Raw genomic sequence first — 23,287 nt, forward strand, 5'->3', positions numbered from 1 at the left:
AATATTAAAATTAATTATTTTTGTAAAAATTAAAAAAATAATGATTTGCCATTATTGATAAAACTTTGAAAATATAGTATAATTATGAGATTAGAGATGTTAGTAAATACATTCAGACTTTTATTAATAAATACATATCTAGGATTTGAATTAAAATAGTTTACTATTATCGCAAATCAGACACGTTAATGACAATTGAACAAATTTTAAAACAAATAGTATCATTTAAAATTTAGGGAGGTAGTATTTATGTACGCATTGGATAAACAGCTTGTTTTGGAAGATGGTAGTGTGTATAAGGGGTATGGATTTGGAGCAGATGTGGAAATGGCTGGGGAAGTTGTTTTTAATACTGCGATGACTGGGTATCAGGAAACTATTTCAGATCCATCGTATAATGGGCAGATTATTACATTTACTTATCCGTTAATTGGAAATTATGGGATAAATAGGGATGATTATGAAACTATTAATCCAAGTATTAAGGGAATCATAACTCGTGAAATATGTAGAAAACCTTCTAATTTTAGAAATGAATTTACATTGGATGAAGTTTTGAAGGATTTGAATATTCCAGGAATTTCTGGAATTGATACACGTAGTCTGACAAAGAAGATAAGAGAGCATGGAACGATTAAGGGAATTATCGTTAGTGCAGACAAAGATCCGCAAGAAATTGCAGAAAATTTAAAAATCAATTCGTTGCCAACCAATCAAATCGAACAGGTATCGACAAAAAAGGCATTTCTTTCATCTGGAAGAGGGATGAGAGTTGTTCTGCTTGATTTAGGTATGAAATCAGGAATTATGAGGGAACTTAACTCAAGGGACTGTGATATTGTCGTAATGCCACATAATGCAACTTCTAAAGAAATTTTAAGACAAAAACCAGATGGAATAATGTTAAGCAATGGGCCGGGAGATCCGACAGATGTTCCAGAAACAATTGCTACAATTAGGGAATTAATAGATAAAGTGCCAATTTTTGGAATTTGCATGGGACATCAGCTAATTTCACTTGCCTGTGGAGCAAAGACATATAAATTGCTATTCGGACATCGTGGGGCAAATCAGCCAGTATTAAACCTACAAACTGGAAAAGTTGATATTACAGCACAAAATCATGGATATGCTGTAGATATTGATTCTTTGAAGGATACAGAGCTGGAATTAACACATATTGCAGTAAATGACAGAACCTGCGAAGGTGTAAGACATAAAAAATATCCAGTATTTTCGGTACAGTATCATCCAGAGGCTTCTCCAGGACCACATGACCCGAATTATTTATTTGATATATTTATTGAAAATATGAAAAAGAATCGGAATTTTGAATACGTCGAATAAGAAGTATATAAAACTTAAATTATAAAATATTGAAATAAAAATGTTGGCAAAAAAATTAATAGCAAGGAGATGTAGGGAAATGCCTAAACGAAAAGATATAGAAACAATTTTAGTGATTGGATCTGGACCGATTATTATTGGACAGGCTGCTGAATTTGATTATGCGGGGACACAGGCGTGTTTATCATTGCGTGAAGAAGGATACAAGGTTATCCTTGTAAATTCCAATCCTGCAACTATTATGACAGATAAGGAAATTGCGGATAAAGTATATATTGAGCCATTGACTGTTGAATTTGTGTCAAAAATTATAAGAAAAGAGCGTCCTGATGCCTTGCTTCCTACTCTTGGAGGACAGGTTGGGCTAAATCTGGCTGTGGAACTGCACAAAGCAGGAGTACTGGAAGAATGTGGAGTAGAGTTGCTAGGAACTAAGCTTGACTCCATTAAGCAAGCGGAAGACAGGGAACTGTTCAGAAATTTGATGAATGAACTGGGAGAGCCTGTGCCTGAATCGGATATTATTCATAATTTGGAAGAGGCACGTAGATTTGTCGAAAAAATTGGTTATCCTGTGATTGTGCGTCCTGCCTTTACAATGGGAGGAACTGGTGGAGGAATCTGCCACAATGATGAAGAACTGGAAGATATTGTTACAAATGGACTTAGATATTCGCCAGTAACTCAATGTTTATTGGAAAAATCAATTTCAGGATACAAGGAAATTGAGTATGAAGTAATGCGTGACAGCAATGACACAGCGATTGTTGTCTGCAATATGGAAAATATTGATCCAGTTGGGATTCACACGGGAGATTCGATTGTAGTTGCACCGTCGCAAACGTTGACAGACAGGGAATACCACATGTTGAGAGATGTTTCACTGAAAATAATAAGAGCATTGAAAATAGAAGGTGGATGTAACGTTCAGCTGGCATTAGATCCGTATTCGTTTAATTACTATATTATTGAGGTAAATCCGAGAGTATCACGTTCATCGGCACTCGCTTCAAAAGCGACAGGTTATCCAATTGCGAAAATCGCTGCAAAAATTGCAGTTGGATTGACACTTGATGAAATTATAAATCCTGTTACTAAAAATTCGTATGCGTGCTTCGAGCCGTCACTTGACTATGTTGTAAGTAAAATACCGAGATTTCCGTTTGATAAGTTTGAAAAGGCAGATAGGCATTTAGGTACACAAATGAAGGCAACAGGGGAAGTAATGGCAATTGGAAGAACTTATGAGGAAAGTTTGTTAAAAGCTATTCGTTCACTTGAGTACGGAGTACATCACTTGGGGCTTCCAAATGGGGATGAATTTAGCTTGGAATACATTTTGAGAAGAATCCAGAAAGCTGGAGATGAAAGATTGTTTTTCATTGGGGAAGCGTTAAGACGAGGAGTTACTCCGCAGGAAATACATGATATGACAAAAATTGACATGTTTTTCCTTGATAAAATGAAAAATATTATTGATATTGAAGTGGAATTGAAGGCAAATGTAAATAATCCAGATGCACTGCTGTTTGCCAAAAGATATGGATTTTCAGATAAAGTTATTGCACACCGTTGGAATACGACAGAAGATGAAGTTTACAAACTTCGTGAAAAATGCAATATTAAGCCTGTGTTTAAGATGGTTGATACCTGTGCGGCTGAATTTAAGTCAGAAACACCTTATTTTTACTCGACTTATGAGCAGGAAAATGAAAGTGTTGTAGGAAATAAGAAAAAAATTATTGTACTTGGCTCAGGACCTATTAGAATTGGGCAAGGTGTTGAATTTGACTATGCGACAGTTCACGCTGTGAAGGCGATAAAAGAGTCTGGCTATGAGGCGATTATTGTAAATAACAACCCAGAAACTGTTTCAACGGACTTTTCAATTTCGGATAAGCTTTATTTTGAGCCGCTTACGGAAGAAGATGTTATGGCAATAATTGAACTTGAACAGCCAGAAGGCGTTGTTGTTCAGTTTGGTGGGCAGACGGCAATTAACTTGGCTGAAAAATTGGCAAGACATGGTGTTAAAATATTGGGAACAGCACTTGAAGAAATTGATAATGCGGAAAATCGTGATAAATTCGAGGCATTGTTGCATAAATTGAATATTCCTCAGCCTCTTGGAAAAACTGCATTTGATACGGAAACTGCTGTAAAAAATGCGGCTGAAATCGGGTATCCTGTTCTAGTGCGTCCATCTTACGTATTAGGTGGAAGAGCAATGGAAATCGTATATCGTGAAGAGGAATTGCGTCAATATATGGAAAATGCTGTAAAAGTGTCGCCTGATCATCCTGTGCTTACTGACAGATATTTAGTTGGAAAGGAAATCGAAGTGGATGCAATTTGCGATGGGGAAACGGTTGTGATTCCTGGAATTATGGAGCATATCGAAAGAGCGGGAGTCCATTCTGGAGATTCTATTGCGGTTTATCCTCCGCAAAGCATTACAGATTCACAAAAACGTACATTAATTGACTATACAACAAGGCTTGCAAAAGGATTAAATATTATAGGACTTTTGAATATTCAGTATGTAATTAGCGATGGAGAAGTTTATGTGCTGGAAGTAAATCCTAGAAGTTCAAGGACAGTTCCGTTTTTAAGCAAGATTACAGGTGTTCCTATGGCAAATCTTGCTATGAAGGGAATTCTTGGAGAAACATTGAAAAGTAAAGGATACGAAACTGGATTAATTGAAGAAAGTAAACATGTGTATACAAAAGTTCCTGTATTCAGTTTCCAGAAATTAAAAGATGTGGACACAACGCTAGGGCCTGAAATGAAGTCTACAGGAGAAGTTATGGGAAGTGATGAAAACCTTGAAAAATCACTTTACAAAGGGCTAATTTCGTCTGGAATTAAAGTCAAGGATCAAGGAAGTGTACTGTTTACAATTAGTGGAACGGCAAAAGAGGAAGCTTATGGACTGGCTAAGAGATTTTCTCGGTTAGGTTATCATATAATGGCTACGAAAGGTACAGCCAGATATTTTGAGGAAAAAGGGCTTCGTGTTGAAACTGTTGGAAAAATTGAAGAAGAAGGGAAATATGAACACGATGTGCTAGGGCTGATTTATAAAGGACTTGTTGATATGGTAATAAATACAGCTGGTAAGAAAAAGACTGCAAGAAACGATGGATTTAAAATCAGACGTGCCGCAAGCGAGCAGGAAATAGCCTGTCTGACTTCACTTGATACAACGGACGCTTTACTGAAAGTTCTGGAATCCATTTCATTTAATGTAAGTTCGATATAATTAATTATTGATTTTATTAAATAAAATAGAAAATAAATTTTAAAAATTACCAATTTCGTTAGTTTTATTTTGAGGAATAGGATTCGCGGAATTGGTAAAATTTTTAAGCGAATTGAATAAATAAAAAATACTGGAGTAAAAATGAATTATAAAAAAATAATATTAATAGGATTTCTTTCGATTTTTTTATTTTCCTGTGATGATACATTTAAGGAAATTGGAAGAAAATTTAGTATAAAAAAAGTGAAAAATGAAGAGATGGAGAAGTACAACGGTTATATTGAAATTCATAATAATTTGACAAATATTGAGAATGAAATTTCAAAATATATTGATGTGGCTGGAGAAGGCAAGGAAATAAATGTACAGGAAATGGGGACTCTGGAAAGCGTTCCTGTTATTAAAATCGACAATGCTGTTATCCAGAAACTTGAAAAAAATATAAATTCAAAATTTAAGATGGAAAAGCTGGATAACTCTTCCAAAAAATTATTGCCAATTTTAAAAGAATTAAAAACAGTAACGGATTCCATGACAAATTACTATGGAAAAAAAGAACATTTGGCAGATGGCTTTGCAAAAGGGCGGCAATTACATACAAATTTTTTAAAAATTTACAAAAGATATAAAGAAAGTTCAGATGCTTTCAAAACTGAAGTGGCAAATAAATCAAAGGAAAGAATGCAGAAAATACTGGAAACATATAAAAATGAAGGCAGCCTAATAAAATACAATTTGACAATTTTGATAAACAGCTGTGAAGATTTTGTTGATAAAATGGATAATCAGAAAATTAGTATGACAACCTTTATAAAAGGTGATTTAGGAAAATTAAAAAAAGCGCAGCAAAATATTTTAGTGGCTTCAGCTAACTTCCAGAAAGCAATTGCAAACGAGAAACAGCTAAAAAAAGAGAATTACACAAAAGAAAAATTGGAAATATTTAACAAACAGCTTGCAGAATTTGAAAAATCAGTTACAATATTTATTAAGGAAATTGAGAAAAGCAAGTCGATGAGCAAGAGCGAGATTGAGAAGAAAGTTTATACGGAGGATATGACTGGGACTCCGAATGATGTAATTAAGAAGTATAATAAACTGATAAATGATTATAATAATTTGATGAATTAACTATTTATTGCTTTAATATTGCCGATTTTATTTCCAAAAAAATTAAATAAATAAAAATTTAATTTACTTAACAAATTATATAGAAAAAAAGGAGAACCGTGAAAAAGAAATTAACAAGATTAGGAAAATTTATAAGTTTGATTTTAAGGCATAAGCCTGAGATGATTGGAATTGAACTGGATAGGAATGGATGGGCTAATGTAGATGAGCTTATTAATGGAATAAGTCGCTCTGGAGATGTTGAAAATGGAAAAGAGGAACGGATAAATTTTGAAATTTTGGAGGAGATTGTAAGGAATAACAGTAAAAAGAGATACGAATTTAATGAGGATTTTACAAAAATTAGGGCTTGTCAAGGGCATAGCATAGATGTTGACTTAGAATTGAAAGCTGTTAAGCCTCCTAAAATTTTGTATCATGGGACAGCGGATAGATTTTTGGAGCAGATAAAAAAAGAGGGGTTAAAAAAGAAAAGCAGGCAATTTGTACATTTGTCAGAGACAGAAGAAACGGCATATTCTGTTGGTCAACGCCACGGAAAACCATTTATAATAAAGGTTTTGGCGGAAAAAATGTATGAAGATGGGAAAAAATTTTTTATTTCAAAAAATGGCGTTTGGTTGACTGATGATATTGAAGTGAAATATTTGGAATTTTAAAATAAATTATCAAACCATTTTATTAATATAAAAAACAGAAAGATGAAAGAAGGGATTTTTTATGAAATTGGGAATTGTTGGTTCAGGGATGATTGTTCAGGAATTTTTGCCTAGTCTTGTTCGGTTGGAAGGGCTGGAAATCGTGGGGATACAAGGGACAAAAAAGAGTATTGGAAAAGTTGAGGAAATTTGTGTAAAATATGGTATTTCGAAATTTACTGATGATTTTAATAAACTTTGTGAATTTGGGATTGACACTGTTTATATTGCTGTTCCGAATTTTTTACATTTTGAATATTGTAAAAAAGCATTGGAAAAAGGTCTGAATGTTATTGTTGAAAAGCCGATGACAACTAATTATAGACAAGCTAAAGAATTGTCAGATTTAGTAAAGGAAAAAAAACTATTTTTATTTGAAGGGATAACGACACTTTATTTTGAAAACTATAAAAAAATAAAAGATTGGATTGGGAAAATCGGAGATGTGAAACTTGTTCAGAGCCAGTATAGTCAGTATTCCAGCAGATATGACGCTTTTAAGAGAGGAGAAATTTTACCTGTATTTGATCCCGAAAAAGCTGGAGGAGCATTGATGGACTTGGGGCTGTATAATTTACATTATGTTTTAGGACTTTTTGGAAAGCCTGAAAATGTGAAATACTATGCAAACACCGAGCGAAATATTGACACAAGCGGAGTTCTTATGGTAGAATACAAAAATTTCAATGCTATGTGTGTATGTGCAAAAGATAGCGAAGGAGAAAGAATAGGAGTAATTCAAGGAAGTAAAGGAAAAATAGTAAGTGAAGAGGCTCCGGGACTTGTCGGAAAAGTTACATTAAAAATGTATGATGGAACAACAGAAAGCTTTGATGATGGATTTTCAAAAGATAGAGTTGTGCCTGAATTTAAAACATTCATTAGTGCAGTAAATGAAAATGACTTGGAATTTTGCTATAAACAGCTGGAAAAAAGCCTTCTGGTAAGCGAAGTGCAGACAAAAGCTAGACTTGGAGCGGGGATTAGGTTTCCGCAGGATTAGAAAATTGTAAAATAAGGAGGGAAAATGGAAAAAGAAAAAGTTTCAATAATTGTGCCAATGTATAATGCAGAAAAATTTATTGGGAAAACAATAGAATCAGTGCTTTCACAGACTTATAAAAATTGGGAAATGCTTATTATGAATGATGTTTCAACGGATAACAGTCTTGCAGTTGTAAATGAATATGCAAAAAAAGATGATAGAATAATGGTTGTAAATACTGAAAAAAATATGGGTGTTGTAAAAGGGAGGAATCATTTGATTGATTTGGCAAATGGGAAATATATTGCATTTTTGGATGCTGATGACTACTGGCACAGTCAAAAATTGGAAAAGCAGATACAATTTATGAAGGAAAAAAATGCAGGAATTAGCTGTACAGAGTACACGAGAGTTAAGGAAAATGGCGAAAAAATCAATGAAGTTGTAATTAAATCGGAAATCTCCTATACTGATATGCTAAAAAATAACTATCTAGGCTGTCTTACAGTTATGTATGATGTGGAAAAAGTTGGGAAGCGGTATTTTAAGGAACTGGAGAAAAATGAGGATTATGTACTTTGGCTGGAGATTGTGAAGGATGTGAAAACGATTTTTGGACTCAAGGAAAATTTGGCTTATTATCGAGTACTGGATAATTCCCGTTCGAGCAATAAGGTTAAAACGGCAAAAGTTCGTTGGGAAATTTATCGAAAAGTTGAGAAATTACCGTTTTTGAAGTCAGTTTATTATTTTTTACATTATGCAGTTAGGGCTGTGCTAAAAAGTAAATAAAATATTTTGGAAAAAGGAAATGTAAATGAAAAATAATCTATTAAAAGCTTTTTTGAAAGAAAAATAATAAAGAATATTTTTTGACACACAGAAAAAAATATGCTAACATATAGAAAAGTGAATAATTTGGATGAAGGTATGAGGAGAGATTTTGTCTCATTTATAAATTTTGTAAATGTAGAATAAAACACCGAAGAAGTGACTCTTTCAGGTAAAAGGACTCATAGTGGACGAGCCTCTGGAGAGACTGTCTTAAATGACGGCACCGAAGGAGCAAAGGAATTTTTATTCCCTAAACTCTCAGGTAAAAGAACAGAGAATAATACATATAAAATTATGGATTTTATATTTCTTTTTTTATATAAAAGAAATTTTAAGAGGTTGTCTTGACTTTATTTAAGTAAAAGACAGCCTTTTTCTTTGATTTATAATAAAATTTGTATTAAAACGCTTTAAGCTTTTCTATCCATTCTAAAATTCAGAAATAAAAAACGAAGGAGAAGGATTTAGATGTTAGAAATTATTAAAAATTTTAATGAATTTTTTTGGGGAGTTATTTTAATTGTTTTGTTAGTTGGAACAGGAGTATTTTATACATTTCGACTGAAATTTATTCAAGTTAGGGAGTTTAAGAGCGGTTTGAAACAGTTGACAAGCGGGTTTGACTTGAGCGGAGAAAAGGCGGATAATAATGGGATGTCGTCGTTTCAGGCTTTAGCAACGGCTATTGCAGCACAAGTTGGAACAGGAAATCTCGCAGGAGCGGCAACAGCGATTGTATCAGGAGGTCCAGGGGCAATATTCTGGATGTGGGTAAGTGCATTTTTTGGAATGGCAACTATCTATTCAGAAGCTGTATTAAGTCAGATTTTTAAACAGAAAAAAGATGGAGAAATGACGGGAGGCCCAGCATACTACATTGAAACATTATTTAAAGGAGGAAAAGCGGCCAAATTTCTGGCAGGATTCTTTGCGGTTTCATGCGTACTGTCTTTAGGATTTATGGGAAATGCGGTTCAGGCAAATTCAGTAGGAGATGCTTTTCATAATGCTTTTCATGTTCCGACAGTTATAACAGGTATATTTTTGGCAATTTTATCTGGATTTATATTTTTTGGAGGAGTAAAAAGAATTGCTTCAGTTACTGAAAAAATAGTTCCTATTATGGCAGTTCTTTATGTTGTAATATGTCTGTTCATCATTGTGTTAAATATTGGAAATGCAGGTTTGGCATTTAAAGCGATTTTTGTGAATGCTTTTTCGACAAAGGCAGTTTTAGGTGGATTTTTAGGAATGGGAATAAAAAAAGCGATAAGATTTGGAGTGGCAAGAGGATTATTCTCAAATGAGGCTGGAATGGGTTCAACTCCGCATGCTCACGCAATTGCAAAGGTTAAAAATCCTGAAGATCAAGGGCATGTTGCAATTGTCACAGTTTTTATTGATACTTTTGTAATTTTGACATTATCAGCATTAGTAATTTTGATTGCAGACGGAAAAGCGGATGGAACTGGGATTTCATTGACACAACAGGCATTTCACGCAGTATTGGGGCATTTTGGAGTGATTTTTGTTGCAGTTGCATTATTCTTTTTTGCATTTTCTACTATAATTGGATGGTATTTCTTTGGGGAAGCTAATGTGAAATATCTGTTTGGTAAAAAAGCACTTAATATTTATAGAATTTTAGTAATGATTTGCATAATTGCCGGTTCACTTCAAAAAGTTGATTTAGTGTGGGAACTTGCGGATATGTTTAACGGTCTTATGGTAATTCCAAATTTGATAGCATTGATTTGTTTGCATAAATTGGTGGTTGAAGTTACAAAAAAAGATCCGTTGTTAGAGGATTAACGACAAATAAAAATATACTCAAAACTTAAAAGTAGAAAAATTTAAGGTTGGGTATATTTTTTTATTAAAATTTAATAGTTATTTTTTTCGTAAGTATAAATTCCAAGTCGATTATTTACAATATAAAGCAATGGAATAAATAATTTTTTCCAACCAGGAAGATGATGTTTCATTTCATCAGTAAAGTTGATAAGTCCAATTTGTTTTAATTTTGGATTCAATTTTATAATTTCGCTTCCATCTTTTACACCCCAAATAAATTTTGCTTTCATATTTTTTAAAGCGTCATGCTTGTCATTTAACTTAACGGTTCCTTTATAAATAAGATCAAAATGAGCTTCAAAAGAATTAAAATTATTAGTTAGTATCTCCAAAAACTGTTTAATTTTTTGTTCTTCAAAGTACATTAATACGCCTTCTGAAATAATAAGTAATTTTTTTCCATTCAATTTAATTTCATTTGTCCAAGCTGAGTCAAAAGCTGATTTTGGAATATTTGTAACACGTTCATTAGGTTCAAAAAATAATTTTCGTTTTTCAATAACTTCAGGTAAATCAAGATTATACCATCTTATTTTTCCATTATCAATTCGTAAAAATCTTGTATCTAATCCACATCCAATAGATACAATCACACAATCTGGATATTTTTCTATAAACTTTCTTACTTCATTATCCATTACTTTTGCACGTGAGAGTACACCATAATACGATGTCCAAGCATTTTTAAATTTTGAGAAATCATAATCTATCTGTGAAAGTATTTCTAAAGACTTTTTATCATTCAAAATTGGTTTTAGGCTTTTAGCATCAGTAGCTCTCATATACAAAGTAATAAGCATAGTTTCAGAAATGTTGTTTAAATTTATTTTCATAGTTTATTCCTCCTGAAAAATATTTTGAGAATCAAAGTATTCTAATACATTATACCTGAATTTTAGCAAAATGCAAATTTAAATATAAAAAAATAAGAAAAAATTATTATTAATCAAATGATAAGCAAATAGGTAAATAAGTTTTTGTGTTTTTAATTTTCTTTAATTTTTAAATTTGTAAAAATTACGAAAAAATGGTATAATTATAAAAATTTTAAGAAGGTATTTTGAGTAAGTAATTGTAAAGTTTTTTATTAAAAATTTGATGAAAGATTTTACTATTATTTGCTCCCTTCTTAAAAAATAAATAAATTTTAGGAGGAAAAATGTTTGAAGAGAAAATTTATGGTTTTAATTTAGGAAACCAGAAAATTAAAATAAGTACAGGGAAAATCGCACGTCAAGCTGGAGGTTCAGTTGTTGTTCAATGTGGAGGGACAATGCTTTTAGTTACTGCGACTAGGAGCAAGGATGTCAGAGAAGGACAGGATTTTTTTCCTTTAACAGTTGACTATATTGAAAAATTTTATGCATCAGGGAAATTTCCAGGTGGATTTATAAAAAGGGAAACTAAGCCAGGAACTGATGAAGTCTTGATTTCAAGATTGATTGACAGACCAATCAGACCTTTATTTCCGGAAGGATTTTTGAATGCAGTACATATTGTAGTTACGGTGCTTTCTTATGATGAAGTAAATTATCCAGAAAATCTTGCTACGATTGGAGTTTCTGCCGCTTTAGGATTATCAGATATTCCATTTGTAGGAACTGTGGCTGGAGTTACAGTTGGGTACATTAATGGAGAATACATCTTGAATCCGACAGGAGAGCAGTTGCTGGAAAGCGAAATTCAATTATCAGTTGCAGGGACAAAAGATGCTGTAACAATGGTAGAGGCTGGAGCTAAGGAAGTTTCTGAGGAAGTTATGCTGGAAGCGATTATGTTTGGGCATGAAAAAATTAAGGAAATTTGTGCAGAGCAAGACAAATTTTTAGAACAGTTTGATGTACAAAAATATGAATTTGAGAAAAAGGAAGTAGATTCTGAAATCAAGGAATTTATTGACAGTTTTGAAAATGAAGTTGAAAAGGCTATAATGACACCAGGTAAACTGGAAAAATACGAGGCAATTGATAATTTAGAAATAGAACTTTTTGAAAAATATGTTGAAAAACTTGAAAATGAAGATAAAGAAATTGACGAAAATCTTGAAAAAGAATTTAAGAAATATTATAGAGATGTTGAAAAAAGACTTGTCAGAGATGCTATTTTATATAAGCAATATCGTGCTGACGGTCGTCAAACTACTGAAATCCGTCCAATTGATGTAGAAATAGATACACTTCCAGTACCGCATGGTTCTGCATTGTTCACACGTGGAGAAACTCAGGCATTAGTTGTTGCAACGCTTGGAAGTAAGGAAGACGAGCAAATTATTGATGGAATGGAAGATGAAACACGTAAAAAATTCTTCCTGCATTATAATTTTCCGCCATATTCAGTTGGAGAAGCTGGATTTATGAGAGCTCCTGGAAGACGTGAACTAGGACATGGAAACTTGGCAGAAAGAGCCTTAAAATATGTTATGCCAGATACAGACAAATTCCCATACACAGTAAGGCTTGTTTCTGAAATTACAGAATCAAATGGTTCTTCGTCACAGGCTTCAATTTGTGGAGGATCGCTTGCATTAATGGCTGCTGGAGTTCCGATAAAATCTACAGTTGCCGGAATTGCTATGGGACTTATAAAAGAAGGTGAAACATTCACAGTACTTACTGATATTCAAGGACTTGAAGACCATCTTGGAGATATGGACTTTAAAGTTGCAGGTACAAAAGATGGAATTACTGCGATTCAAATGGATATAAAAATTGAAGGAATCACAAGGGAAATAATGGAAATTGCTTTAAGACAGGCATTAGAAGGAAGATTGTTCATCATTGATAAAATGGAAGCAGTAATTAGTGAGCCAAGAGCACAAGTCGCTGAAAATGCACCAAAAATTGAGATTGTTAAAATTAATCCTGATAAAATTGCTGGACTTATCGGCCCAGGAGGGAAAGTTATTAGAGCAATTATTGATGAAACTGGAGTTTCAATAGATATTGAAGATGACGGAACTGTTGCAATTTTTGGAAAAGAATCTGAAAATATGAAAAAAGCGCTGGAACTTGTCAAAAGACAAACTCAGTCAGTTGAGTTAAATGAAATTTATGAAGGAAAAGTTACAAAACTGATGAAATTTGGTGCATTTGTGGAAGTGTTGCCAGGAAAAGAAGGGCTTTTACATATTTCTGAAATTAGTAATAAGAGAGTTGAAAAGACAGAAGATGTACTAAAAGAAGGCCAAAATGTCAGAGTCAAGGTAATTTCAATGGAAAGCGAAGACAAATTTAACTTGAGTATGAAAACATTGAATTAATTTAGAATATTACTATGATTTAGGGAGTGTGGAAAAAATGAAAATGAATTTACCTAATAAATTAGCAACATTAAGAATTATTTTGGTTATACCATTTGTGATTTTTCTAAGTTTAGCTCTGAAAGTCCCAGATAATGCAGCAGTTTCTGTGACGATGAGAATATTTGCAGCAATTATCTTTGTAGGGGCATCTATTACAGATTATTATGATGGAAAAATTGCAAGAAAATATAATTTAATTACAAATTTAGGGAAATTACTGGATCCATTAGCTGATAAAATACTTGTTATTTCGGCATTAGTAACGCTTGCAAAATTTAATCAAATAAGTCTATGGTTTGTAATAATAATAATTTTTAGAGAATTGCTTATAACTGGACTTCGTTCAATTGTGGCGGCTGAAGGGGTTGTTATTGCGGCAGAGAATCTTGGAAAATGGAAGACTGCTACTCAAATGGTAGCACTTACACTAATAATTTTAATACCTTTTAATTTTACAATAAACAACATATTATTATTAATTCCGTTAATATTGACTATAGTTTCAGGAGTTGAATATGTTTTAAAATGTAAAAATGTTTTAAATAAATAATAAAAGAAAACCTTTAAATTTTTTTCAAGGTTAAATTTTTGGAGGTACTATTTTGTATATTATTGTAGATATGATACTAAAAATATTTGATTTATACACAATTCTTATTTTGCTAAATATTTTAGGAAGTTGGATTGATCCCTACAATCAAATATCGATTTTTCAATGGATTAGAAAATTTACAGATCCTTATTTGAAAATGTTCAAAATAATAATTCCGATTGGAAATATGAATTTAGATATTTCTGGAATTTTAGGTTTAATGATACTAAAGGTAATAAGAGAAATATTTGTGAGAGTTGTTTTTATTGGAGGAATTTAAAAATCTTAAAATCAGAATAGAAAAATTAAATTATAGTTTGTTATTTTATTTTGAAATAGCAAAAAATTAAAGGAACTAAGATTAAAAACAATAAGAATATTAACTTTTCTAAGAAAAGAGGAGTACAATAACTAACATTAAATTACTTAAATTTAAGAAATAGAAATTTTTATGAAATAGGAGATTTTAAATTATGAAATTAAAAAAGCTTTTAACTACATCATTTATAGCGACTGCTCTTACAGCAACTGCAGCAGTTTCAAATGATACAAATATTTTACAAAATAAGCAAATTGTTCAAAATACAAATGTTACAGGAGATATGTATAGTGCTCAAAATGCATTTTCAGCAGTTTATGAAAAGGCAAAAGATTCAGTTGTAAATATAAGAACGAAAAAAACAATTGTAGTACAAACGTATAATCCACTTGAAGCATTTTTATTTGGAACATCTGGGGTAAGACAACAAAGACGTGAATCTGGAAGTTTGGGTTCAGGATTCGTAATCTCAAGCGATGGATATATGATGACAAATAATCACGTTATCGATGGAGCGGATGAAATTTATGTGAAATTATCTGATGGACATGAGTATTTGGCAAAATTAGTTGGAACTTCACCTGAAGTAGATATTGCAATTTTAAAAGTAAATGCAAATAGAACATTTAAACCATTAAAATTTGCTGATTCAGATAATATAAAAATTGGGCACTGGGCAATTGCATTTGGAAATCCATTAGGATTGAATAGTTCGATGACAGTTGGGGTAGTTGGAGCTTCTGGAAGAAGTTCATTGGGAATTGAACAAGTTGAAAACTTTATACAGACAGATGCCTCTATTAATCAAGGAAACAGTGGTGGACCGCTTCTTAACATTAATGGAGATGTTATTGGTGTAAATACTGCTATTTATTCTCCAAATGGTGGAAGTGTTGGATTAAGTTTTGCAATTCCATCAAACTTGGCTGAAAATGTTAGAGATTCAATTATAAGAACAGGAAAATATGAACGTCCATACATAGGAATTTCTGTATTAGATTTGACACCTGAATTAAGAAAAGAAAGAAGAATTTCATATTCAACAGGTATTTTAGTTCAACAAATTTATCCAAATTCACCAGCAGCAAAATATGGATTAAAAGTTAATGATTTAATTTTTGAAATCAATGGAAAACGTGTAACATCGGCAGGATCATTTATTGGAGAGCTTGCAGCTAAAAAAATTGGTGAAACAGTTAATTTAAAAATAGCATCAAATGGAACTGAAAAAAATATTTCTATGAAATTAGAAGCATTTAGCTATCAACAACAGCAAAGATCTCAACAAAGAAGATGATTATCAATTAAAAATTAGAAAAAATAGGCTTTTCCCAAATATTGAGATAGCCTGTTTTTTATTTTACTATTTATTCATTTTCGTAATTAATTTTTTTAAACTGAATTTTTACATCAACTCCATCTTTTCTATTTTCTAAATCAATTTTTCCATCATTTAGTAAAATTATATCTTTTATGATTGGAAGTCCAAGTCCCGAGCCTTTTTTAGCATTTTTACCTTGAAAATTTCGATTAAACAAATTTTTCTTTTCTTCTTCAGGGATCCTTTCTCCATAGTTTCTTACAATAATTTCGACTACTTCATCTTCTCTTGCAATTAATTCAATATTTCCTATGGAGTATTTAATACAGTTGTCAATTAATCCACGCAAAGCTTCTGAAATTAGATTTTTATCAACAAAAATATTTACCTCATTATTTACGTTTATTATCATTTCATTTTTAATATTTAGAAGTTCATAATCTTTTTTTATTTTCTTAAAAAGCTGTTTTACATCGGTAATTTCTTTTTTCACAGTTATTTTTTCAAGATTTGAATTTAAAAACAGTGTATTAATTATTCTTTCAATATTTTTTACTTCAAGATTTAGATTTTCGATTGCTTCATTCAATAAATCTTTATCATCTTTTCCCCATTTTAGTATATCTAAATAACCTTTCATTATAGCAAGAGGTGTTTTTAATTCATGTGATACATTAGAAGTAAATGCTTTTTGACTTTTTATAATTTCTTTTTTTTTATTAAAAGTTTCATTTAAAACATCAATTAATTCTCCGATTTCATCATCTCGTGTCTTTGTTAACTGTAAATCAATGTTATGTTTACTCATTTCATTACTTTGAGAAATTATATTTGAAAGTGGAGTCAGGACATGTTCTGCTACGATTTTGGAAATTATAATAATTGAGATTGTTATTAAAATAAACATTGCAATCATAACATACAGAAGTTCATGTGCTTCCATAAATTCAAAATTTCTTATGGCATAATATTTTGTATTGTGTCCAGCATAGATTTTTTTGTAGATAAATCTGTCCCATTTTATTTTAAGCTTATTTGACTCAAATTTTTTTAACTTAAAACTATCTTTATCATCTGATAAATAAATGAATTTCCCGTTTTTCTCGACTGCAAGCGAAATATATTCTTTATCAGCATAATCATAATTTCTATAAGTTTCTTTTAACTTATAGTCAGGAACTTCATCCAATCTTTTAATAACAGTTGGAAGTAATTTATCCATTTCTTTAGTTTCAGCTTCAACTGCTGTATGAATCAAAAAAATTGTCATTGATAAAATAATAATAAAGGAAATAAAAACAAGGCTTACTGTATTTGCAATAATTATTTTGTCTTTTATTTTTTTCATATTTTTAAAATGTAGCCAATTCCTCTCACTGTTTTAATTTTTTCCTTTCCTAGTTTTTGCCTTATTTTTTTTATTGTGCTGTCAAGAAGATTGTCACTTGCTTCCCAACCCCATATTTTTTCAACAATTTTATCCCTTAAAACAATTTCTTCTTTATTTTCAATTAGTAGTTTTACTAGTTCAAATTCTGTTTTTGTTAATAAAATAAGATTATTTTCCAGGTATGCAGAATAATTTTCCATATTTAATTTTAAAGTCTTATAGATAATTTCAGAAATTTTCTCTTTTCTAATATTTATATTAATCCTTGCTTCTAATTCTAAAAAATCAAAAGGTTTTGTAACATAATCACTTGCTCCAGATTTTAACAAATCAACTTTTTCTTCTATATTGTTTTTGGCAGATACAACAATTATGGGAACTTTTGATATTTTTCGTACATTTTTGCAAACTTCATTTCCTTCCATGGAAGGAAGTCCCAAATCTAAAAGAATCAAGTCATAAAAGTCTCTTTTTCTGTCAATTTCATTTAATGCATCAATTCCATTTTCAATTATTGTTATTTCATGATTTTTTCTTTCTAGCTGTAATTTCAAAATACGTGAAATTTTTTTATCATCTTCAACAATCAGTATTTTTCCCATTTTTTCCCTTTCTAAAATTTATTCAGACTAAATTCATTTTTAAATTTATTTTTTGTGGTATTATTACCTTACCAAAGATATTATATCTTAATTTTAAGAAAATAAAAAGATATAATCTTAAAATAATTTATTTAATTTAAAATAAAAGAGGAGAAGGTGATGCCATTGCAACTAACTAATCATATTTTTTTTATTGACAGATTCTTTTTTAAACATTTATCATTTTTTTCAAAGTCTAGTGTTTTTTATAATTCTGAAAATATTGAAAAATTTTTTCGTACAATTACTAAATTTGGAGAAGGATATTTTGAATTATCATTAGTTCTTATATTATTTTTATTTATTTTTTTAAACAAAAAGAAATCTCATATTTTTAAAAAATATATTGCAGGTATCTTTTTTACTTTACTCTCTACACAAATTACTGTGAATTTATTTAAACTTTTGTTTGGAAGAGCGAGACCTTCAATAACTGCAAATCCAGAGAAATTTTATGGAGTTTTAAGTTTAATAAAAAATAAGTTTCTTTTTGAAGGCGACTATGCCTCCTTTCCTTCGGGACATACAATTACTGTTTGGGGAACAATTTGGATTTTAAGTTTTTTCATAAAAAACAGAGTTCTCAAAATGTTACTATTTATTTTAGGATTCTTAGTAGGAGTTAGTCGAATTTCTTTGGTATATCATTGGACTACTGATGTTATTGCAAGTATTATTATTTCTTATTTTATTGCAAAATTTGTGTACAGTAGAATTCACGGAATACGTTACGCAAAAGATCCTATTTATGATAAAAAAGTTATAAAAACAGGCAAAAGTAAACGAAAGAGAGGAAAACTGAGAGTAGTCAATTAATCAAAAATTTAGCAAAGAAAAATAATTAATTGAAATTTATAGAAAAAGGCTATTTATTAAAGATAGTCTTTTTTTATATAAATTATATTAGTTATTTTTTATAATATTTTTCAAAACAATTTATTTGATATTCAAATAATAAAAAGTTTGATAAAAAAATAAAGTTTGAATATACAAAAAAACTGAATTTATTGACTTCGAATAAAAGATTTATAATATATATGTAATTATATAAAAAATATATGATATATATCGTTGACACAGTTAATAATTAGTAATATAATGGAACTATGATTGAAAAGTTATGTAAGGAGGGCAATATTATGTCTATGAGTAAAAATTCGAACTTTAATAATATGAGTTTAACGTATAAGATTTTAGCTAAAAATCTTTTGAAAGGTGAATTAAAGGCTGGAAACGAAATTGCTGTTAGAGTTCATCAGACACTTACACAAGATTCCACAGGAACTATGGCTTATCTGCAGTTAAATGCTATGGATGTTGATAAAGTTGCAACTGAAATTTCTGTGGCTTATGTTGATCATAACATGCTGCAGTCTAGTTTTGAAAATGCAGACGACCATGAGTTTATTAAAACATCAGCTGAAAAGCACAATATAGTTTTTTCAAAACCTGGAAACGGAATTTGTCACAGATTACATTTGGAAAGATTTGGAAAGCCTGGGAAAATACTGATTGGATCGGATAGCCACACTCCAACTGGAGGAGGACTTGGAATGCTTGCAATTGGAGCGGGAGGACTTGATGTTGCGATTGGGATGGCACGGGGGCTATATTATTTGAAAGTCCCAAAAGTTTATAATATTGAGCTAATAGGGAAATTGCAGCCTTGGGTATCAGCTAAAGATGTTATTTTGTACGTCTTGAAACAGCTTACAGTAAAAGGTGGAGTAGGATACGTAATGGAATATACTGGAGAAGGTATTAAATCACTATCAGTTGAGGACAGGGCGACAATTACAAATATGGGAGCTGAATTAGGGGCGACAACATCAATTTTCCCAAGCGATGAAAAAACAAGGATTTTTTTGGAAAAACAGTCACGAGGAGAAGATTTTGCAGAATTATTGCCTGATGAAAATGCGTTTTATGATGATAAATTAGTTGTCAATCTGGATGAGCTTGTACCACTTGCGGCTTTTCCTCATAGTCCTGACAATGTGCATGAAATTCCAAAGGACAGAAAATTAAAAGTTGATCAGATTGCAATTGGTTCATGTACAAATTCATCGTATTCAGATTTTATGAAGCTTGCAGCAATTTTAGACGGAAAAAAAGTTCATCCAGATGTGAGCCTTGTATTATCGCCAGGTTCAAGCAATATTATGAAAATGATTTCAGAAAATGGTGCATTGGCAAAATTTATAGCGGCTGGAGCAAGATTGTTGGAAGCCGCTTGTGGACCCTGCATTGGAATGGGGCAGGCGCCAAAGACGGATGGAATTTCACTTAGAACATTTAACAGAAACTTTAAGGGAAGATGTGGAACAATGAGCGCCGGAGTATATCTGGTAAGTACAGAAACAGCGGCTGCGTCAGCAATTACAGGATATTTGACAGATCCTAGGGAATTGGGGGCAGAAATCATTGTAGAAGAGCCTGAAAAATTTGAAATATCAGATAACTATTTTATTTTCCCAAATCCAAATGAAGAGGAAGCAAAAAAGGAAAGAGAAGCAGTAAAAATTGTAATGGGACCTAACATTAAGCCATTTCCGATTGGGAAAGAGCTACAGGACAGTATTGCACGTAAAGTTATCTTAAAGACAGGAGATAACATTACAACAGATGATATTTGCCCATCAAATGCCGCATTACTGCCATTCCGTTCAAATATTCCAAAATTATCGGAACATTGCTTTGAAACAATAATTCCAGATTTTAAAGAAAGAGCTGAAAAAAATAATGGCGGAATAGTTGTCGGTGGAGAAAATTATGGGCAAGGTTCAAGCCGTGAGCATGCCGCATTATTGCCGCTTTATCTTGGTATAAAGGCAGTTATTGCAAAATCCTTTGCAAGAATACATAAGGCAAACCTGATAAACAGCGGAATTATACCATTAGAATTTGAGAACGCGGAAGATTACGATAAAATTGATGAATATGATGAATTACAGCTGTCAGACATTCTAAATTCATTGATAAATGGAAGATTTATAATAAAAAATATTACTAAAAATACTGAATTTCCTGCCAAATTCAATGGTTCAGCGAGAGAACTTAAAATCTTAAAATTTGGTGGCTACTTGAAATTTGCGACAAGTGATGAGTTTTTAAGCTAAGATATTTACTTTAGCTTTATTGCTCAAAATCAAGTTGGTAAAAACATAGAAATTGTGAAAGTTAATTTTAATTTTTGAATTTTGAAGTTTTAATCGTATAGAAAAATAAAATAGAAAGAGTGGTTTATTATGAAGAAAGTTACATTAATACCTGGGGATGGGATTGGATATGAAATATCTGAAAGCTTAGTAGAAATTTTTAAGGCTGTTAAAGTTCCAGTTGAATTTGAAACTGAAAATGCAGGAGCAGATGTTTATGAGAAAACAGGAGAATTAATACCAGACAGCCTTTATAAAAGTGTTGAAAAAAATAAAATTGCTATAAAAGGACCGATTACAACACCAATTGGAAAAGGATTTAGAAGTATAAATGTGTATCTTAGAAAAAAATACGATTTATATACGAATTTTAGACCATCAAGAAATTTGCCGGGAATTAAAACTCGGTATGAAAATATTGATTTGGCAATTTTTAGGGAAAATACCGAAGGGATTTATATTGGTGAAGAAAAGTACGAAAATGATGAAAAGACAAGCGCGATTGCCATAAAACGAATTACAAGAAAAGGAAGCGAACGCATTATAAGAAGTGCATTTGAATATGCAAAAAATAACGGACTTTCTAAAGTTACGGCTGTACACAAGGCAAATATACTGAAATTTACAGATGGAATGTTTCTGGAAATTGCAAGGGAAGTTTCAAAAAACTATGAAGGAATTGAGTTGGAAGAACTTATTGTTGATAATATGTGCATGCAGCTTGTTACAAATCCAGAAAAATTTAGAGTAATTGTTACAATGAATTTATACGGAGATATTTTATCGGACTTGGTGGCTGGGCTTGTAGGAGGGCTAGGAGTTGCCCCTGGTGCAAATATAGGAGATGATATAGCTATTTTTGAAGCTGTACATGGCTCTGCACCGGATATTGCGGGGAAAAATAAGGCAAATCCTTTGGCATTGCTGCTATCTTCATTAGAAATGCTAAAATATTTAAAGCTGAATGATTTTGCAGAAAATATAGAAAATGCTATTTTAAAGACATTGAAAGAAGGGTGTAAAACGAAAGATTTGGGTGGAAATGCTACAACGACTGAATTTACAAAAAAAATTATTGAAAATTTAGGATAGGAGGGCATTATGAAAAGTGATTTTATAAATGAGCTAGGCACGTTATTTAATCAGAATAATTCGATTTCAGACGATATTTATAATAAGCTTGATGTGAAAAGAGGGCTTAGGAATAAAAATGGGACAGGGGTTCTGGTTGGATTAACTAAAATTGGGTCAGTTTTAGGGTATTCGGTAAACAAAAAAGGGAAAAAGATTCCAGAAAAAGGAAAACTTTATTATAGGGGAATTTCGATTGACAAACTTGTTGAACAGTTTGAGGAGGAGAAGACATTTTGCTTTGAAAAAACGATGTTTTTGCTGCTTTTTGGAAAAGTTCCTTCTAATTTTGAATTAAAGATGTTTGTAAGCACCTTGAAAGAGTACAGGCACTTGCCAGATGAATTTATAGAGGATTTTATCTTGCGAAAGCCTAGCACAGATATAATGAATCATCTTCAAAGAGCTGTTTTATGCCTGTACACGTTGGATGAAAATCCGGATGACGTGAGTTTATCAAATTTGATAGACCAGTCTTTGAATTTAATTGCAAAATTTCCAAGTTTATTAGTATACTGTTATCAGGCATGCAATTACAAGCATTTTAAAAAGAGTTTGATAATTCATAATCCAATGGAGGAATATAGCATTGCTGAAAATATTCTTCATATGCTTAGAAGCGACAGCAAATTTACAAAACTGGAATCTGAAATACTGGACTTAATTTTAGTTATACACGCAGAACACGGTGGTGGAAATAATTCAACATTCACTTCGCACGTAATTTCTTCCACAAAAACAGATACCTATTCTTCAATTTCTGCTTCAATTGGTTCATTAAAAGGGCCTATGCATGGTGGAGCAAATTCGATGGTTACAAAAATGATAGAAGATATTAAAAAAAATACAAATCCTTATGATGAAATAAAATTAAAAGAATATTTAAAACAAATATTTGAGAAAAAATCATTTGACAAGACAGGACGAATTTATGGAATGGGGCATGCAGTTTATACAGTTTCAGACCCACGTGCTGAAATTTTGAAAAAAAAGGCTTATGAACTGGCAAAGGAAAAAAATTCACTTGAAGAATTTGAGCTTTTTTCAAATGTTGAAAAATTTACGAAAGAAATTGGAAAAGAATTAAAAGGCAAGGATTTTGAAATTTGTGCAAATGTTGACTTGTATTCAGGATTTGTATATAAACTTCTGGATATTCCACAAAACATATTTACACCATTATTTGCATTGTCGAGAATAGCCAGTTGGAATGCACATAGGATGGAGCAGATTCTAGTGGATAAAAAATTAATCCGTCCAGCATATAAGGCAATTGATGAAGATGGAAATATATTTTTATAATTATTTTTTTTAAGACAG

General features: G+C 31.4%; 18 protein-coding genes and 2 riboswitches. Of the genes, 15 read left to right on the forward strand and 3 right to left on the reverse strand.

The window, feature by feature from the left end; translation table 11 throughout:
- Nucleotides 1-249: 249 nt before the first annotated feature.
- From carA to BQ5344_RS06245, 7 genes are all read left to right on the forward strand, one after another.
- A complete protein-coding gene (carA, locus tag BQ5344_RS06215) occupies nucleotides 250-1,347 on the forward strand; it encodes a glutamine-hydrolyzing carbamoyl-phosphate synthase small subunit (protein WP_071124601.1) in 1,098 nt (365 codons plus the stop codon).
- Nucleotides 1,348-1,426: 79 nt separating this feature from the next.
- Nucleotides 1,427-4,612, forward strand: a complete 3,186-nt coding sequence (carB, locus tag BQ5344_RS06220; protein WP_071124602.1) for a carbamoyl-phosphate synthase large subunit — start codon at nucleotides 1,427-1,429, stop codon at nucleotides 4,610-4,612.
- 141 nt (nucleotides 4,613-4,753) lie between these two features.
- Nucleotides 4,754-5,743: a YiiG family protein gene (locus BQ5344_RS06225; RefSeq protein ID WP_071124603.1), complete on the forward strand. Its 990-nt coding sequence runs from the start codon at nucleotides 4,754-4,756 to the stop codon at nucleotides 5,741-5,743.
- 98 nt (nucleotides 5,744-5,841) lie between these two features.
- Nucleotides 5,842-6,402, forward strand: a complete 561-nt coding sequence (locus tag BQ5344_RS06230; protein ID WP_071124604.1) for an RNA 2'-phosphotransferase — start codon at nucleotides 5,842-5,844, stop codon at nucleotides 6,400-6,402.
- A gap of 61 nt (nucleotides 6,403-6,463) precedes the next feature.
- Nucleotides 6,464-7,444 (forward strand): Gfo/Idh/MocA family protein, encoded by a 981-nt coding sequence (locus BQ5344_RS06235; RefSeq protein ID WP_071124605.1) that lies wholly within the window; start codon nucleotides 6,464-6,466, stop codon nucleotides 7,442-7,444.
- A gap of 24 nt (nucleotides 7,445-7,468) precedes the next feature.
- Nucleotides 7,469-8,218: a glycosyltransferase family 2 protein gene (locus tag BQ5344_RS06240; RefSeq protein WP_071124606.1), complete on the forward strand. Its 750-nt coding sequence runs from the start codon at nucleotides 7,469-7,471 to the stop codon at nucleotides 8,216-8,218.
- 130 nt (nucleotides 8,219-8,348) lie between these two features.
- Nucleotides 8,349-8,451: riboswitch (glycine riboswitch) on the forward strand.
- Between the two features lie 3 nt (nucleotides 8,452-8,454).
- Nucleotides 8,455-8,536, forward strand: a riboswitch (glycine riboswitch).
- A gap of 192 nt (nucleotides 8,537-8,728) precedes the next feature.
- Nucleotides 8,729-10,072: an alanine/glycine:cation symporter family protein gene (locus tag BQ5344_RS06245; protein ID WP_071124607.1), complete on the forward strand. Its 1,344-nt coding sequence runs from the start codon at nucleotides 8,729-8,731 to the stop codon at nucleotides 10,070-10,072.
- 71 nt (nucleotides 10,073-10,143) lie between these two features.
- Here the strand turns inward: BQ5344_RS06245 and BQ5344_RS06250 are convergent, their stop codons facing one another.
- Nucleotides 10,144-10,947 (reverse strand): class I SAM-dependent methyltransferase, encoded by an 804-nt coding sequence (locus BQ5344_RS06250; protein WP_071124608.1) that lies wholly within the window; start codon nucleotides 10,945-10,947, stop codon nucleotides 10,144-10,146.
- Between the two features lie 326 nt (nucleotides 10,948-11,273).
- Here BQ5344_RS06250 and pnp point away from each other — a divergent pair, with 326 nt between their 5' ends.
- The 4 genes from pnp (at nucleotide 11,274) to BQ5344_RS06270 (ending at nucleotide 15,623) form a co-directional block, all read left to right on the forward strand.
- Nucleotides 11,274-13,373: a polyribonucleotide nucleotidyltransferase gene (gene pnp / locus BQ5344_RS06255; RefSeq protein ID WP_071124609.1), complete on the forward strand. Its 2,100-nt coding sequence runs from the start codon at nucleotides 11,274-11,276 to the stop codon at nucleotides 13,371-13,373.
- A gap of 43 nt (nucleotides 13,374-13,416) precedes the next feature.
- Nucleotides 13,417-13,965, forward strand: coding sequence for a CDP-diacylglycerol--glycerol-3-phosphate 3-phosphatidyltransferase (gene pgsA / locus BQ5344_RS06260; RefSeq protein ID WP_071125496.1), 549 nt, complete (start codon nucleotides 13,417-13,419; stop codon nucleotides 13,963-13,965).
- A gap of 52 nt (nucleotides 13,966-14,017) precedes the next feature.
- Entirely contained in the window at nucleotides 14,018-14,287 is a 270-nt protein-coding gene (locus BQ5344_RS06265; RefSeq protein WP_071124610.1) for a YggT family protein, read from the forward strand.
- A gap of 193 nt (nucleotides 14,288-14,480) precedes the next feature.
- Entirely contained in the window at nucleotides 14,481-15,623 is a 1,143-nt protein-coding gene (locus BQ5344_RS06270; RefSeq protein ID WP_071124611.1) for a S1C family serine protease, read from the forward strand.
- Nucleotides 15,624-15,693: 70 nt separating this feature from the next.
- Here BQ5344_RS06270 and BQ5344_RS06275 read toward each other — a convergent pair whose 3' ends face one another.
- Together BQ5344_RS06275 and BQ5344_RS06280 are read right to left on the reverse strand one after the other, a co-directional pair.
- Nucleotides 15,694-16,995: a HAMP domain-containing sensor histidine kinase gene (locus tag BQ5344_RS06275; RefSeq protein WP_071124612.1), complete on the reverse strand. Its 1,302-nt coding sequence runs from the start codon at nucleotides 16,993-16,995 to the stop codon at nucleotides 15,694-15,696.
- Nucleotides 16,992-17,639: a response regulator transcription factor gene (locus BQ5344_RS06280; RefSeq protein WP_021768721.1), complete on the reverse strand. Its 648-nt coding sequence runs from the start codon at nucleotides 17,637-17,639 to the stop codon at nucleotides 16,992-16,994. The genes BQ5344_RS06275 and BQ5344_RS06280 overlap by 4 nt, the downstream gene beginning before the upstream one ends.
- Nucleotides 17,640-17,798: 159 nt before the next feature.
- Here BQ5344_RS06280 and BQ5344_RS06285 point away from each other — a divergent pair, with 159 nt between their 5' ends.
- The 4 genes from BQ5344_RS06285 (at nucleotide 17,799) to BQ5344_RS06300 (ending at nucleotide 23,269) form a co-directional block, all read left to right on the forward strand.
- On the forward strand, nucleotides 17,799-18,494 hold the full coding sequence (locus BQ5344_RS06285) for a phosphatase PAP2 family protein (protein WP_071124613.1): 696 nt from the start codon (nucleotides 17,799-17,801) through the stop codon (nucleotides 18,492-18,494).
- A gap of 323 nt (nucleotides 18,495-18,817) precedes the next feature.
- Entirely contained in the window at nucleotides 18,818-20,797 is a 1,980-nt protein-coding gene (locus BQ5344_RS06290; protein ID WP_205407996.1) for an aconitate hydratase, read from the forward strand.
- 129 nt (nucleotides 20,798-20,926) lie between these two features.
- Entirely contained in the window at nucleotides 20,927-21,928 is a 1,002-nt protein-coding gene (locus BQ5344_RS06295) for an isocitrate/isopropylmalate dehydrogenase family protein (protein WP_071124614.1), read from the forward strand.
- Between the two features lie 9 nt (nucleotides 21,929-21,937).
- A complete protein-coding gene (locus tag BQ5344_RS06300) occupies nucleotides 21,938-23,269 on the forward strand; it encodes a citrate/2-methylcitrate synthase (RefSeq protein WP_071124615.1) in 1,332 nt (443 codons plus the stop codon).
- Nucleotides 23,270-23,287: the final 18 nt, after the last annotated feature.

This window comes from Leptotrichia massiliensis (genome assembly GCF_900104625.1).
GTDB lineage: Bacteria > Fusobacteriota > Fusobacteriia > Fusobacteriales > Leptotrichiaceae > Leptotrichia > Leptotrichia massiliensis.